Annotated in this window: 14 protein-coding genes; 4 read left to right on the top strand and 10 right to left on the bottom strand. The window is 65.9% G+C overall.

Annotated elements, in window-relative coordinates:
* Window positions 1-68 precede the first annotated feature (68 nt).
* Together GFY24_RS15715 and GFY24_RS15710 are read right to left on the bottom strand one after the other, a co-directional pair.
* On the bottom strand, window positions 69-746 hold the full coding sequence (locus GFY24_RS15715; protein WP_309230897.1) for a response regulator transcription factor: 678 nt from the start codon (window positions 744-746) through the stop codon (window positions 69-71).
* A gap of 9 nt (window positions 747-755) precedes the next feature.
* A complete protein-coding gene (locus GFY24_RS15710) occupies window positions 756-1,316 on the bottom strand; it encodes a PH domain-containing protein (protein WP_153805772.1) in 561 nt (186 codons plus the stop codon).
* 175 nt (window positions 1,317-1,491) lie between these two features.
* Here GFY24_RS15710 and GFY24_RS15705 point away from each other — a divergent pair, with 175 nt between their 5' ends.
* Window positions 1,492-2,445 (top strand): acyl-ACP desaturase, encoded by a 954-nt coding sequence (locus tag GFY24_RS15705; protein WP_309230896.1) that lies wholly within the window; start codon window positions 1,492-1,494, stop codon window positions 2,443-2,445.
* A 56-nt stretch (window positions 2,446-2,501) separates the two neighbouring features.
* On the top strand, window positions 2,502-4,028 hold the full coding sequence (locus GFY24_RS15700) for a serine/threonine-protein kinase (protein ID WP_153805770.1): 1,527 nt from the start codon (window positions 2,502-2,504) through the stop codon (window positions 4,026-4,028).
* A 20-nt stretch (window positions 4,029-4,048) separates the two neighbouring features.
* Here the strand turns inward: GFY24_RS15700 and GFY24_RS15695 are convergent, their stop codons facing one another.
* A complete protein-coding gene (locus GFY24_RS15695; RefSeq protein WP_153805769.1) occupies window positions 4,049-4,849 on the bottom strand; it encodes a biotin--[acetyl-CoA-carboxylase] ligase in 801 nt (266 codons plus the stop codon).
* A gap of 23 nt (window positions 4,850-4,872) precedes the next feature.
* On the opposite strand from GFY24_RS15695, the gene GFY24_RS15690 reads away from it, so the two are divergent.
* Window positions 4,873-5,049 (top strand): hypothetical protein, encoded by a 177-nt coding sequence (locus tag GFY24_RS15690; RefSeq protein ID WP_153805768.1) that lies wholly within the window; start codon window positions 4,873-4,875, stop codon window positions 5,047-5,049.
* A gap of 190 nt (window positions 5,050-5,239) precedes the next feature.
* Here the strand turns inward: GFY24_RS15690 and GFY24_RS15685 are convergent, their stop codons facing one another.
* The 4 genes from GFY24_RS15685 to GFY24_RS15670 form a co-directional block, all read right to left on the bottom strand.
* Window positions 5,240-5,587, bottom strand: a complete 348-nt coding sequence (locus tag GFY24_RS15685) for a hypothetical protein (RefSeq protein ID WP_153805767.1) — start codon at window positions 5,585-5,587, stop codon at window positions 5,240-5,242.
* Window positions 5,587-5,994 (bottom strand): DUF1707 domain-containing protein, encoded by a 408-nt coding sequence (locus GFY24_RS15680; protein WP_153805766.1) that lies wholly within the window; start codon window positions 5,992-5,994, stop codon window positions 5,587-5,589. Before GFY24_RS15680 ends, GFY24_RS15685 begins: the two co-directional genes overlap by 1 nt.
* A 222-nt stretch (window positions 5,995-6,216) precedes the next feature.
* Window positions 6,217-8,010, bottom strand: a complete 1,794-nt coding sequence (locus GFY24_RS15675) for an acetyl/propionyl/methylcrotonyl-CoA carboxylase subunit alpha (RefSeq protein WP_309230895.1) — start codon at window positions 8,008-8,010, stop codon at window positions 6,217-6,219.
* 108 nt (window positions 8,011-8,118) lie between these two features.
* Window positions 8,119-9,018 carry a sulfurtransferase gene (locus GFY24_RS15670; RefSeq protein WP_309230894.1) on the bottom strand — a complete coding sequence of 300 codons (900 nt, stop codon included), beginning with the start codon at window positions 9,016-9,018 and terminating at the stop codon, window positions 8,119-8,121.
* 166 nt (window positions 9,019-9,184) lie between these two features.
* Here GFY24_RS15670 and GFY24_RS15665 point away from each other — a divergent pair, with 166 nt between their 5' ends.
* Window positions 9,185-9,955: a metalloregulator ArsR/SmtB family transcription factor gene (locus tag GFY24_RS15665; protein ID WP_153805764.1), complete on the top strand. Its 771-nt coding sequence runs from the start codon at window positions 9,185-9,187 to the stop codon at window positions 9,953-9,955.
* Here GFY24_RS15665 and GFY24_RS15660 read toward each other — a convergent pair.
* The 3 genes from GFY24_RS15660 to GFY24_RS15650 all read right to left on the bottom strand — a co-directional run bounded on the left by GFY24_RS15660 (window position 9,881) and on the right by GFY24_RS15650 (window position 12,784).
* The gene (locus GFY24_RS15660; protein WP_309230893.1) at window positions 9,881-10,537 is read right to left on the bottom strand and encodes a nucleoside triphosphate pyrophosphatase; all 657 of its coding nucleotides are present in this window, start codon (window positions 10,535-10,537) and stop codon (window positions 9,881-9,883) included. The two genes, GFY24_RS15665 and GFY24_RS15660, sit on opposite strands and share 75 nt — an antisense overlap.
* Before the next feature lie 67 nt (window positions 10,538-10,604).
* The gene (locus tag GFY24_RS15655) at window positions 10,605-10,916 is read right to left on the bottom strand and encodes an acyl-CoA carboxylase epsilon subunit (protein ID WP_153805895.1); all 312 of its coding nucleotides are present in this window, start codon (window positions 10,914-10,916) and stop codon (window positions 10,605-10,607) included.
* A gap of 227 nt (window positions 10,917-11,143) precedes the next feature.
* A complete protein-coding gene (locus GFY24_RS15650; protein WP_153805762.1) occupies window positions 11,144-12,784 on the bottom strand; it encodes an acyl-CoA carboxylase subunit beta in 1,641 nt (546 codons plus the stop codon).
* Between the last annotated feature and the right edge of the window lie 43 nt (window positions 12,785-12,827).

The raw sequence follows: 12,827 nt of genomic DNA, 5'->3' as shown, positions 1-12,827 counted from the left end.
GCTCGGCGTTCGATTCGGGCACGCCAGGACGGCGCGGAGGGGAGCACGGACAAATCGGCGGCGCGAACCTAGTCGGTGTTGAAGCGGAAGCCTACGCCGCGCACCGTCACGATTCGGCGCTCCGCCACCGGCCCCTCGTCGCCGATCTTGCGGCGTAGCCAGGACATATGCATATCCAGGGTTTTGGAGCCGCGCAGATCGGCGTCACCCCACACCTCACGCAGAATGGTTTCGCGCGAAACCACCTGTCCGGCGCGGTCGATGAGCACCTTGAGCAGCTCGTACTCCTTGTTGGCGAGGTTCACTTCCATGCCGTTGACGAGTACGCGGCGCGCGGCGGGCTCCAGCCGGATTCCGCCCACTTCGACCGTTTCGTCCCCGATTCCACTGCGCCGCAACAGGGCTCGCACCCGCGCCAGCAATTCGGCGAGCCGAAAGGGTTTGCCCACATAGTCGTCCGCGCCCGCGTCCAGCCCGACCACGAAATCGACCTCGTCGGTGCGCGCGGTGAGCATCAGCACCGCGAGATCCGCCCCGCGCGCCCGCACCTGACGGCATACCTCCAGACCATCCATACCGGGTAGTCCGAGATCGAGTATCAGCAGGTCATGGCCGCCTTCGAGGGCGCGTTCCAGCACGGCGGGACCGTAACTCTCCACGGTCACCGCATAGCCCTCACGCCCGAGCGCTCGCGACAGCGGCGCGGCAATGGCCTCGTCGTCTTCGGCCAGCAGTACAGCGGTCACGGAGCAAGCCTACGGGTAGTTATCCGCGGAACCGTGATAGCCACCATTGCGTGGATCCGTTTTTCGTGAATCACCGTGCACCACATCGAAGACCTGGTGATAGAGCAGCGCGTGCACCTGCTGCACATGCGGAATGTCGTCGTACTCCAACGGATCCTCCGACGCCGACCCGACGATGAGCGTGCCGGTACCCAGCATTCGGTCGAACAACCTGTGCCGGAACTGCACATTCGAGATGCGGTTCATCGGAATGTCGATTCCGGTGTGGGTCAGCACGCCCTGCCGGATCAGGACACGCCGATCGGTGATGATGAAATGTGTGGACTTCCAGCGAATCAGCGGGACGACGCTGCGCCACAACACAATCACCAGCCAGAGCACCCCGATACCGATCAACAGACCGGACGCGAGAGTGCCCGCGGTATTGCGTGCGGCGACACCCAATCCGAATCCGGCCAATGCCGTGATCAGGATGAATGTCACTGCGGGCCAGAACAACATCTTCCAATGCGGATGACGATGCAGCAGCAGCTCTTCCCCGGCCGCCAATGCCTCCTCCGGATAACCCATGCGTGCACCCTATCGCGCGGAGATGTCAGAATGCCCCACGCCGAGTGGCGGACTGGAGCACAATCGTGCCGCATCCGCGTAGCATCGGCGACCACAGAACTCACCTTTCGTCGAGCTGTCCCGCGCAACACCATTCCGGCCGATCACGAATCGGCGCATGACACAGGAGGCGTGTGTGACCCGAGAGTTGACCCAGCTGGAGATCCTGCAAGAACTCGAACCGGTGGCGGAGCAGAATCTGAACCGCCACCTGTCGATGGCGAAGGACTGGCACCCGCACGATTACGTGCCGTGGGACCAGGGCCGCAATTTCGCCGCCATGGGTGGCGAGGACTGGGATCCATCGCAATCCTCGCTCACCGAGGTCGCCAAGATCGCCATGGTGACCAATCTGCTCACCGAGGACAATCTGCCCTCCTACCACCGGGAGATCGCCGAGAACTTCTCCCAGGAAGGCGCCTGGGGCACCTGGGTCGGGCGCTGGACCGCCGAGGAGAACCGGCACGGCATCGTCATCCGCGACTACCTCGTGGTGACCCGCGGCGTCGATCCCGTCGCGCTCGAAGAAGCCCGCATGATCCACATGACCAATGGCGCACAGTCACCCGAGGATTGGTGCGGCTTCCTGGAGAACGTCGCATACGTGACCTTCCAGGAACTCGCCACCCGCATCTCACATCGCAATACCGGACGCGTCTGCAATGACGCCATCGCCGACCGCATGCTGCAGCGCATCGCCGCCGACGAGAACCTGCACATGATCTTCTACCGCACGCTCTGCGGCGCCGGCCTGGACCTGGTACCTGATCAGGCCCTCGAGGCGATCACCAAGGTGCTCACCGAATTCGTCATGCCCGGCGCGGGCATGCCCAACTTCCGGCGCAATGGCGTGATGATGGCCAAGCACGGCATCTACGATCTGCGCCAGCACCTCGAAGAGGTGGTGCAGCCGGTGCTCAAGCACTGGAATATCTTCGAGCGCAACGACTTCGGGCCGCGGGGCGAGCAGGCGCGGGAGACCCTCGCCGCATATGTCACCAAGCTCGAAGCCGATACCGCCAAATTCGAGGAACAGCGTGATCGGCTGCTGGCCCGCGAGGCCGAGCGAGCCGAATTGCAAACAGTCTGAGCATCAGTCATCTCGGGCAGCTAGGGTGACCCCCGGCGAGACGAGAGGACTGCAAGGTGTGGGATGGCTACCTGGGCCGATACCGCCTGGACGAACCACTCGGCAGCGGCGGTTCGGCACAGGTGTGGCGGGCATTCGACACCTCCACCGACCGGACCGTCACGCTCAAGGTGCTGGCCTCGGTACTGACCGAGGATCCGGAGTACCGGCGGCGCTTCGAGCGTGAGGCCCGAGTCGCCGCCCGGCTGCACGGTCCGCACGTGGTGGCGGTGCGCGCCTACGGCGAACTCGAGGGACGGCTGTATATCGAGTCCGACTTCGTCGACGGACTCGATATCGAAGCACTGCTCGAATGGGAGGGGCCGTTCGCACCTCCCAAAGCAGTCACCCTCATCACACAGATCGCGTCGGCGCTCGACGAGGCCCACTCGATCGGCCTGGTGCACCGGGATATCAAGCCGCGCAACATTATTGTCGCGCCCGACGACACCGCCTACCTCATCGACTTCGGCACCGCGCTCGAGGACGGCCAGCCCGGCATCACCCAAACCGGCATGCTGGTCGGCACACCCGCCTATATGGCCCCGGAACGCTTTGCCGGAGAATCGACCTCGAGCTCGGACATCTACGCACTCGGCTGCGTCCTCTACGAATGCCTGACCGGCCAGCGCCCCTTCCGCGCCCGCAACCCCGCCCAACTCATGCGCGCCCACCTGGACGCACCCGTACCATTCGCCACCGACCTGGCACCGGAGGTCCCCGGCACCCTCGACCGGGTGATCGCCCGCGCCATGGCCAAAGATCCCGCGCAAAGATACTCCAGCGCAGGCGAATTCGCCGACGCCGTCCGCACCGCCGTCGACGCCCCCGACTCGGACGCAGCAACGCTGAAGTTCACCGTGGCCACCCCCGCGACCGCGCTGGAAGACCCGGTCTCGCCCGAAACCCTTGCGGCGCAACCAGTCGCCGCGACAACGGCGTCCTTCCCGCCTCAACACCTTGCGGCGCACGCATCCTCCGCCACGTCGTGGCCGCTTCCACTCGAAACCCACGCGACGGGACCGGTCGGCTCGAGCCCTGGGAACCACACGCCCACAACCGGTGTGGCGCAGCCGGCCACCGCGACTACCGACCCCCGGCGCGGGGCGACCTTCGCCGTCGTGGCCGTGGCCATCGCGGCACTCGTGGTGGCAGTGGCCACCATCGTCGGCGCGGCGATCTGGGTCGCCGGCCGAACCGGCTCCACCGGGCAGGAGTCGAATGACGGGGCAGCGGCGACGTCCGCGCCGAATGTGACCGGCCCGAACACGATTACATCGAACCCTGTACCGTCCGAGACCGCGCCGGAGTCGCCCGAAACCATGGCCGCGCAGCCTCCGACCGCGCAGCCGCAGGGCGACCTACCCGGCCCGCCGGTCCTCGTATTGCCCGGCCTCCCACCGATAACCGCACCCGTGTTCCCGTCCCTTCCGGTATTCCCTGTCCCGCCACCGAATTCCGGCCGGCCGGGGTCGGACCAGAACGGCGGCTCGAACGATCAGGGCGACCACAAGCCCGGCAAACCGCCGAAACAGCATGGATGAGAAGGGTTCTCGCGGCGGGATCAGTATTCGGCGCGCAGGTGGGTGACATCGCCGGCCGAGACGGCACGGTCGCCGATCAGGAGGCGGCCGTTCTCATCTACGCCGGTGGCGGTGCCGGTGAGTACCTCACCGCCGGGAAGCTCGGCTTTCACCTGGGAACCTATGGTGGAGCAGCGATCCCGGTAGGCGGCGGAGAGGTCGGTGATATCCCAGCCCGCATTCTCCCAGGCGGTGAAGCGCTGGGCGAATTCGCGCAGGATGGCCGCTGCCAGCTCGGTGCGATCGGCATCGGCCGCACCGGACAGCAGCAGCGAAGTCGCGTGTGGGACAGGTAGTTCCGCCTCGGTGAGGCTGACATTCAGGCCGACGCCCACCACGATCGCGGGATCGACGCCGACCGCGGCGAGCTCGGCCAGAATGCCGGAGAGCTTGCGGCCCTCCACCAGAATGTCATTGGGCCACTTCAGGACTGCCTTCACCCCGGTCGACGCGCGCACCGCGTCCACCACCGCCACCCCGGTCAACAGGGGCAGCCAGCCCAGCACCTCCGGATCGATACCGCGCGCCCGTACCAACAGCGACATGGCGATCTGGGCGCGCGACGGGCTCACCCAGGAGCGCTCGTGCCGGCCGCGGCCGCGCTCCTGTGATTCGGCGATCAATACCAGGCGATCGGTGTCCGGATCGGCGGCACGCGCAACCAGGTCCGCATTCGTCGACCCCGTCGACTCCACCGCGTCGATCGCGGTGAAGAACGATCCCCGCGGCGATGCGGCGAGAGTGCTCCGCAGCCGATCGATATCCAAGGGTGGCCTGTCCATTCCCGCAGGCTACTCCACCGACCATGAGCCGCTCGTCCTCGGCACGGAGGCCGGGTGCGACGGCGCACCCGTCGTTCTCGGCGGGTGCGCCGTCCTCGACCCCCGGGGTCTCGGTGGTGATTTCCTGCTCGGTGATGGTCGGCTCCGGTTCGGTGACAGTCCAGCTCGTCACCGCCGAGAACGCCGCCCGTTCTGCCTGATGTTTACTCCAGCCCCACATAACCGCTCCCCCTTACCGTCGGTTTCGGATGCGACTCCAGGGTCTCCCGGAAAGGGGTTGGGCACCAATGGTTTTTGTCATGGATCAGGCCATGACAAGGCGTTGAACTGGGGATTCAGGCGTGAATCAATGTTCCGGACCGGATAGGAACGACCCGCCGGACACCAGGTTCAGGACGCTTCGACCGGTTCCAGGCCGAGGAATCCGGAGGTGAAGCGGCGCACCGATTCCAGACCGTCGTCCAGGGCCTCCTGATAGCCCGCGCGCACCCAGCCGGTGATCGTGGCGGTGCCGTCGGTCCCGGGGGTCACACCGATCTCGGCGACCATCTCGGCGGTGGTGGGGACGCACACCGCCCACGAGAAGTGCGTCTCGTCAGCCCATTCCGTGGTGCGCTTGGCCACGTACTCGGGATCGGTGATGCCGCCGTCGGCGAGCGCGGGGCGGTCGTCGATGCGCTCATCCGCGCGCATGGCCCGCAAATACCAACTGCCCGCATTGATTTCGATGGGTTCCATCAGCGCTCCCGCCTGCGATCCCGGCGGTCCTCACGCCGTCCACGCCGCTGCTGATCGCGGCCACCGAACAACACCGCACCCGCCAACGGAATCGCCAGGAACACCCACCACTGATGCGTGATCAAGAAGAAGATCACACACAGAATCGGCACCACCGGCATGATCCGCTCCGGCAGATTCCCACCGAACCGCGACACCTTCACCGGGGCGGGCTTATCACTCACCAGCGCGGGCAGATCCGCGAACACCGGTTCCAGATCCCCGCGCGTCACCGCCGCCGCGACAACCCCACTGCGCTCGTCGAATTCGGCCACACTCAACCGCCCCGCGGCAAAATTGTCCGACAGCCGTTTCATGGCCTCTTCCCGCTCCGCGGTGCCGATGCGAATATCCGGTGGTTCAGCCATATATCGACCTTATCGCGCCCGGTCGAGCCCCGCGCCGCCCGGGAGAGGGGTCGCTGACGCGAGGGTCTTGGGGCTTCGCCCCAAACCCCGCAAACGAGCGCGCACAGAGCGGTTCGCACGAACCGGTGCGAACCACCGACCCACACATGCCGATGGGGCCGCTCACCAGGTGAGCGGCCCCATCGGGAATCCTGTTGCCGGACTATCGAATCCGGCGTGAGATCACTTGATCTCGGCGAGCACGGTGCCCTGGGTGATGGCGGCGCCGGCCTCGACGGACAGGCCCGTGATGACACCGGCCTTGTGCGCGGTGACCGGGTTCTCCATCTTCATGGCCTCGAGCACCACGACCAGATCGCCGACCTCGACGGTCTGACCCTCTTCGACCGCGACCTTGACGACGGTGCCCTGCATCGGAGCGGTCACCGAGTCACCGGACGCACCGGCACCCGCGGCGCCACCACGCTTGCGCGGCTTGGGCTTCTTGCGGACCACACCCGCGCCATTGCCGGCGGGCACGGCGCCGACCGAGAACTGGCCGGGCAGCGAGACCTCGAGGCGACGGCCGCCGACCTCGACGACCACCTTCTGGCGAGGAGCCTCGTCCTCGTCTTCGATCGGCACACCACCGGTGTACGGCTCGATGACATTGGTCCAGTCGTTCTCGATCCACTTGGTGTAGACGTCGAACTTGGTGCCGTCACCGATGAACGCCGGGTTCTCCACAATGTGGCGGTGGAACGGCAGAACCGTTGCCAGGCCCTCGATCTGGTACTCGGCCAGCGCGCGAGCCGCACGCTGCAGCGCCTGCTCACGGTTCTCGCCGGTGACGATCAGCTTGGACAGCATGGAGTCGAACTGGCCACCGATGACCGAGCCCTCGACCACACCGGAGTCCACGCGCACACCGGGGCCCGCGGGCTCCTTGTAGACCACGACCGGACCGGGGGCGGGCATGAAGCCGCGGCCCGCGTCCTCACCGTTGATACGGAACTCGAACGAGTGCCCGCGCGGGGCCGGATCCGACTTCAGTTCCAGCTCATGGCCTTCGGCGATGCGGAACTGCTGACGCACCAGGTCGATACCGGCGGTCTCCTCGGTGACCGGGTGCTCGACCTGCAGGCGGGTGTTCACCTCGAGGAAGGACACGGTCTCGCCCTGCACCAGGTACTCCACGGTGCCCGCACCATAGTAGTGCGCTTCCTTGCAGATGCGCTTGGCGGACTCGTGGATCTTGCCGCGCACCTCATCGGAGAGGAACGGCGCGGGGGCCTCCTCGACCAGCTTCTGGAAACGACGCTGCAGCGAGCAGTCACGGGTACCGACCACGATGACATTGCCGTGCTGGTCGGCCAGCACCTGCGCCTCGACGTGGCGGGCCTTGTCCAGGTACTGCTCCACGAAGCACTCACCGCGACCGAAGGCGGCAATGGCCTCACGGGTGGCGGATTCGAAGAGCTCCGGGATCTCCTCGATGGTCTGGGCGACCTTCATACCGCGACCGCCACCACCGAAGGCGGCCTTGATCGCGACCGGAACGCCGTACTCCTGTGCGAACGCGACGACCTCGTCGGCGTTCTTCACCGGATCCTTGGTGCCCGCCGCCATCGGCGCGCTGGCGCGCTCGGCAATGTGGCGGGCGGTGACCTTGTCACCCAGATCGCGAATGGACTGCGGCGACGGGCCGATCCAGATCAGCCCGGCATCGATCACGGCCTGCGCGAAATCGGCGTTCTCGGAAAGGAATCCGTAACCGGGGTGGATCGCGTCCGCGCCCGACTTGGCGGCCGCATCGAGAATCTTGTCGAAGACCAGGTACGACTCGGCCGAGGTCTGGCCACCGAGCGCGAAAGCTTCATCCGCGAGCTTCACGAACGGCGCGTCGGCGTCCGGTTCCGCATACACCGCGACGCTGGTGATACCGGCGTCCTTGGCAGCCCGGATCACGCGCACGGCGATCTCGCCTCGGTTGGCTACGAGGACCTTCGTGATCTGCGCGTTGGCATGGTTGGGCACTGAGCCTCCTGTGCTGGAGATAACTTCGTCTTGGGCAGTGTAGGCAGTCTGCCAACAACTACTGCACCGGGCCATGGCTACCCATGGGTAGGCCCGGGGGTCGAAACCTTACAAGCGCGGCGGTGTGGCGGGCACCTCACCCGGCTCGTCACCGGCGACGATCGGCGCACCGACCGCATTCGACCATTCGGTCCAGGAGCCGTCGTAGTTACGCACACCCTCGGTTCCGACGAGGTAGGTCAGGACGAACCAGGTGAGCGCCGACCAACGGCCGATGCGCGAGTACACCAGGGGCGCGGACCCGGCGGACACCCCACCGTAGATGACATCGAGCTCACCGCGCGGGCGGAATCGGGAATCCGGGAGCACCGATGCGCTCCACGGGATATTCACCGCGGTGGGGATATGCCCCGAGCGCAACGCCTGCTCCTCCGGACGGTCCAGGACGATCAATTCGCCGGTGTACTCCTCGAAGACCCGGGCATCGATGAGCGGGCCGCCGAAGTGGGCGATGACATCGGCGCGGAAGGCACGCGCGGTCTTGTCGTCGCGCGCGATGACGGGGTAGTCGCCCGGCACCGGATAGGGCACCTCGAAGGTGGTGTCGCGGGCCTCGGAGATCCAGGCATCCCGGCCGCCGTCCAGTAGGCGCACGTCTTCGTGTCCGAAGAGGTCGAACACCCACAGGGCGGCGGCCGCGGTGCCATTGGCCCGATCACCGTAGATCACCACGGTGTCGTTTCGACCGATACCTTTGGCACGCATGAGCGCGGCGAAGGATTCACTGTCCACGACATCGCGAGTTCGGGTATCGATCAACTCGTTTCGCCAATCGATCTTGATGGCACCCGGGACATGGCCGATGTCGTATAGCAATATGTCTTCGTTGGACTCGATGATCCTGAGTCCCGGCGCGCCGATGTTTGCGGACAGCCATTCCGTGGTTACTAGTCGGTGAGGATGTGCGTAGGAACCGAACGAGGGATGCGGATCCGGGGCGACGGGCACAGTGTGGTCCTTCACGCGTGGTGGGGTTGGGTATCGGCAGTTCGAATCTCAGCACCGATCGTAGGCAAGTGGCGGTAACGAAACTCGTTTCAGATCACGAATCGGATGATTGAGCGAATTAAGCGCAGCTTCATCCGATAAAGTCTCTCGAGAGGAGGGGTGAGCTATGTCCGATTCTTGGCCGCGACGACGACTGCTCGCGATCCTACGTGGCGCCAGCGAGCCTCTCGATGCGCAGGAACTGGCACGGGTAACCGGCCAACATGTGACAACGGTGCGTTTCCATTTGGATGTACTCACCCGGGAATCACTGGTCCGCCAATTCCAGCAGCCGCCACGCGGACGCGGCCGCCCACGCATCGGCTATACGGCCGTACAGCGATCGGTCGGCTATCAGGAATTGGCACAGGTACTGGCTGACCAGCTCGGCAGCGATCCACGCCGCCGCTCCGATGCCGCCATTGCCGCAGGCCGCGTCTGGGGTTCCAAACTGGAATCGGTGGACCAACCGGTCGAAACACTGGAGGACGCACGGGATCTCACCGTGACGGTCGCCTCCGAACTCGGCTTCGCACCCGAACGCGATCCCGCCGGGGAAACCGATGAGCATTCCCTCATCCGGCTCACCGCCTGCCCATTACGCGAACTCGCGCGCACCCACTCCGAAGTGGTGTGCGGCGTACACCTGGGACTCATGCGCGAAGTACTCGACCACAATGGCGCGCGCGACACCGTCACGGTACGACTGCATCCGTTCGTGGAACCCGAATTGTGTGTGGCCCGGCTGGAATTGATCGCCGCCGGAACCGCCGAAGGAGTACCCGGGGTGGAAAACGCCACCGAGGAACCTCAACTGGCGACCTCAGCGGGCCGGGTCGCTCCACAGCTGCGTAGCCCCGACACCCACCTGGGCAAGCAGTCTACGAACCAGCGGTAGACCGATACCGATCACGCTGGAGGGATCACCCTCGATGCGGTCCACGAACCAGCCGCCCATACCGTCCAGGGTGAAAGATCCGGCCACCTGTAGCGGCTCACCGGTCGCGATATAGGCGTCCAGCTCATCGGGCTCGGGTTTGGCGAAATGCACTGTGGTGGAGCTGCAATCGGCCGCCTCGCCGACGACCACGCCATTACGCACGCGCAGCACACTGTGTCCGGTGAGCAGATCGGCGCTGCGCCCGGCCATTTCGGCCCAGCGCGCCTTCGCGACCTCGGGGGTGAGGGGTTTGCCCTGCAGCCGCCCGTCCACGAGCAGCATCGAATCACAGCCCACCACAACGGAATCGGTGAATTCGCCGGTACCGGAATCGGCTTGCGCGGCGATCACGGCGGCGATATCGCGCGCCTTGGCCCGGGCCAGTTCGATCACCACTTGTTCGGGTGTCGTTCCGACGGGCAGCGCGGCGGCCACCGCGTCCTCGTCCACATTGGATACCCGGACCACCGGTTCGACGCCCGCATTGCGGAGCACGCCGAGCCGGGCCGGAGACTGGGATGCCAGCACGAAGGTGGTCACAGCCGCTGAAGCTACCGCCTCCGCGCTGTGACCGGCCACTCCGGGTCGGGCCGCAGGCCGGGAGGGATCAGGCGCGCAGGTGCGACAGCGCCGGGAAGGCGTACGGCGAGAACGGCGAAGTGCCGCGGTGCAGCAGGGTGGGGCGACCCCACATATCGGCCGGGCCATTGTCGGCCGCGGCACCCGAGGCGCTCGCGGCGGCGGCGAATACCGCGACCAGGGCGGCCAGCTCGAGATCGCTGGGGTTGCCCTTCAAGACCTGGATGAGTGGACCCGTATTCGACGGTTCAGTCTCGGCTGCAGCCGTTTCGACCGTTTCCGTCAATTCATCGACGGCTAGATCCAGTTCGGCGGCGCTCAGTACTTCTTCGTCAGCCATGGTCGTCACAGCGCCAGTCCTCCTGTCCAATTGCCGCGCGGGTGGCGCGGCTGTTCGCGGAATATGGGTTCGAAACCGCAAACGGTAATGTGCGACCCCCGGCTTCGAGGGCCCGTTCCTACCATCTTTGCTCGGATGGGGCGTTCCTGCGCGGTATGAGAACTACGGCACAAGTGGTACCGGTGTCCCAAGCTCAGTGTGCGCCCCATGCCGCACTTATCGTCGAATCAGAGCGGAATGTTGCCGTGCTTCTTCGGCGGCAGGGTCACCATCTTGCGCTCCAGCAGGCGCAGCGCCGAGACGATCTGGCCGCGGGTGTGCGAGGGCGGGATGACCGCGTCGACATAACCGCGCTCGGCGGCCACGTACGGGTTGACCAGCGTGTCCTCGTACTCGTTCTGGAGCTCCAGGCGCAGCGCGTCGACATCGGCGCCCTCGGCCGCGGCATCCTTGAGCTGCTTGCGGTAGACGAATCCGACCGCGCCCGAGGCACCCATGACCGCGATCTGAGCGGTCGGCCACGCCAGGTTCACATCGGCACCCATGTGCTTGGAACCCATGACGTCATACGCGCCGCCGTACGCCTTACGGGTGATGATTGTGATCTTGCCCACAGTGGCCTCACCGTAGGCGTAGAGCAGCTTCGCGCCACGGCGGATGATGCCGTTGAACTCCTGGCCGGTACCCGGCAGGAAGCCGGGAACGTCGACCAGGGTGATGATCGGGATATTGAAAGCGTCGCAGGTGCGCACGAAGCGCGCGGCCTTCTCCGAGGCATCGATATCCAGGCAGCCCGCGAACTGCGAGGGCTGGTTCGCCACGAAGCCGACACTACGGCCGTCGATACGGGCGAAGCCGACGATGATGTTCATCGCGCGCTCGGCCTGCACCTCGAGGAATTCGTCGTCGTCGACCAGGGCCTTGATGACCTCGTGCATGTCGTACGGCTGGTTCGGCGAATCCGGGATGATGGTGTCCAGCGCGAGGTCGTCCTCGGTGAGGTTCTCCTCGATCGCGCCGTCGATCGGATCGGAGGCCGGCAGGCGCGGGGCCTCGGCGCGGTTGTTGCTCGGCAGGTAGCCCAGCAGGTCCTTGACGTAGTCCAGGGCGTCCTGCTCGCCGGAGGCGACGTAGTGCGCGACACCGGACTTGACCATGTGGGTGTGGGCGCCGCCCAGCTCCTCCATGGTGACCTCTTCACCGGTGACGGTCTTGATCACGTCCGGGCCGGTGACGAACATCTGCGAGGTCTGATCGACCATGACGACGAAGTCGGTGAGGGCGGGCGAGTAGACGTGTCCACCCGCGGCCGGGCCCATGATGAGCGAGATCTGCGGGATCACGCCGGAAGCCTGGATATTGCGGTGGAAGATCTCACCGTAAAGGCCCAGGGAGACAACGCCTTCCTGGATACGCGCGCCCGCGCCCTCGTTGATGCCGACCAGCGGGCGGCCGGTCTTGAGCGCCAGATCCATGACCTTGACGATCTTCTCGCCGTAGACCTCGCCGAGCGAGCCACCGAAGACGGTGACGTCCTGGGAGAAGATGCAGACGTCGCGGCCGTCGATGGTGCCGTAACCGGTCACCACGCCGTCGCCGAGCGGACGCTGGTTCTCCAGGCCGAAATTCACACTGCGGTGCCGGGCGAGCGCGTCGAGTTCCACGAACGAGCCCTCGTCCAGCAGGGCGAGGATGCGCTCGCGCGCGGTCATCTTGCCCTTGGCGTGAACCTTGTCGACCGCGGCCTCACCCATCGGGTGCTGGGCCTCTTCCAGCCTGTTACGCAGGTCAGCCAGCTTGCCGGCGGTGGTGTGGATATCGGGGGCGCCCGCCGACCCCGGCGAAGGCTGCTGCTGGACACTCGTCATGCCCGGGAGTGTAACCAGTACCAGTGCGCCCTGGTAATACCGC

Origin of the sequence: Nocardia sp. SYP-A9097 (assembly GCF_009649815.1) — a bacterium.
Lineage (GTDB): Bacteria > Actinomycetota > Actinomycetes > Mycobacteriales > Mycobacteriaceae > Nocardia.
The sequence above is the reverse complement of the archived record's forward strand: the minus strand, read 5'-3'. Positions and strand labels throughout refer to the sequence as shown.

Bases quoted from the DNA above. Each gene is read 5' to 3' on its own strand.
- GFY24_RS15665 (WP_153805764.1), top strand. From the start codon at position 9,185: ATGTCCGATTCTTGGCCGCGACGACGACTGCTCGCGATCCTACGTGGC.
- GFY24_RS15655 (WP_153805895.1), bottom strand. From the start codon at position 10,916: ATGGCTGACGAAGAAGTACTGAGCGCCGCCGAACTGGATCTAGCCGTC.
- GFY24_RS15650 (WP_153805762.1), bottom strand. From the start codon at position 12,784: ATGACGAGTGTCCAGCAGCAGCCTTCGCCGGGGTCGGCGGGCGCCCCC.
- GFY24_RS15710 (WP_153805772.1), bottom strand. From the start codon at position 1,316: ATGGGTTATCCGGAGGAGGCATTGGCGGCCGGGGAAGAGCTGCTGCTG.
- GFY24_RS15690 (WP_153805768.1), top strand. From the start codon at position 4,873: ATGAGCCGCTCGTCCTCGGCACGGAGGCCGGGTGCGACGGCGCACCCG.
- GFY24_RS15695 (WP_153805769.1), bottom strand. From the start codon at position 4,849: ATGGACAGGCCACCCTTGGATATCGATCGGCTGCGGAGCACTCTCGCC.
- GFY24_RS15685 (WP_153805767.1), bottom strand. From the start codon at position 5,587: ATGGAACCCATCGAAATCAATGCGGGCAGTTGGTATTTGCGGGCCATG.
- GFY24_RS15680 (WP_153805766.1), bottom strand. From the start codon at position 5,994: ATGGCTGAACCACCGGATATTCGCATCGGCACCGCGGAGCGGGAAGAG.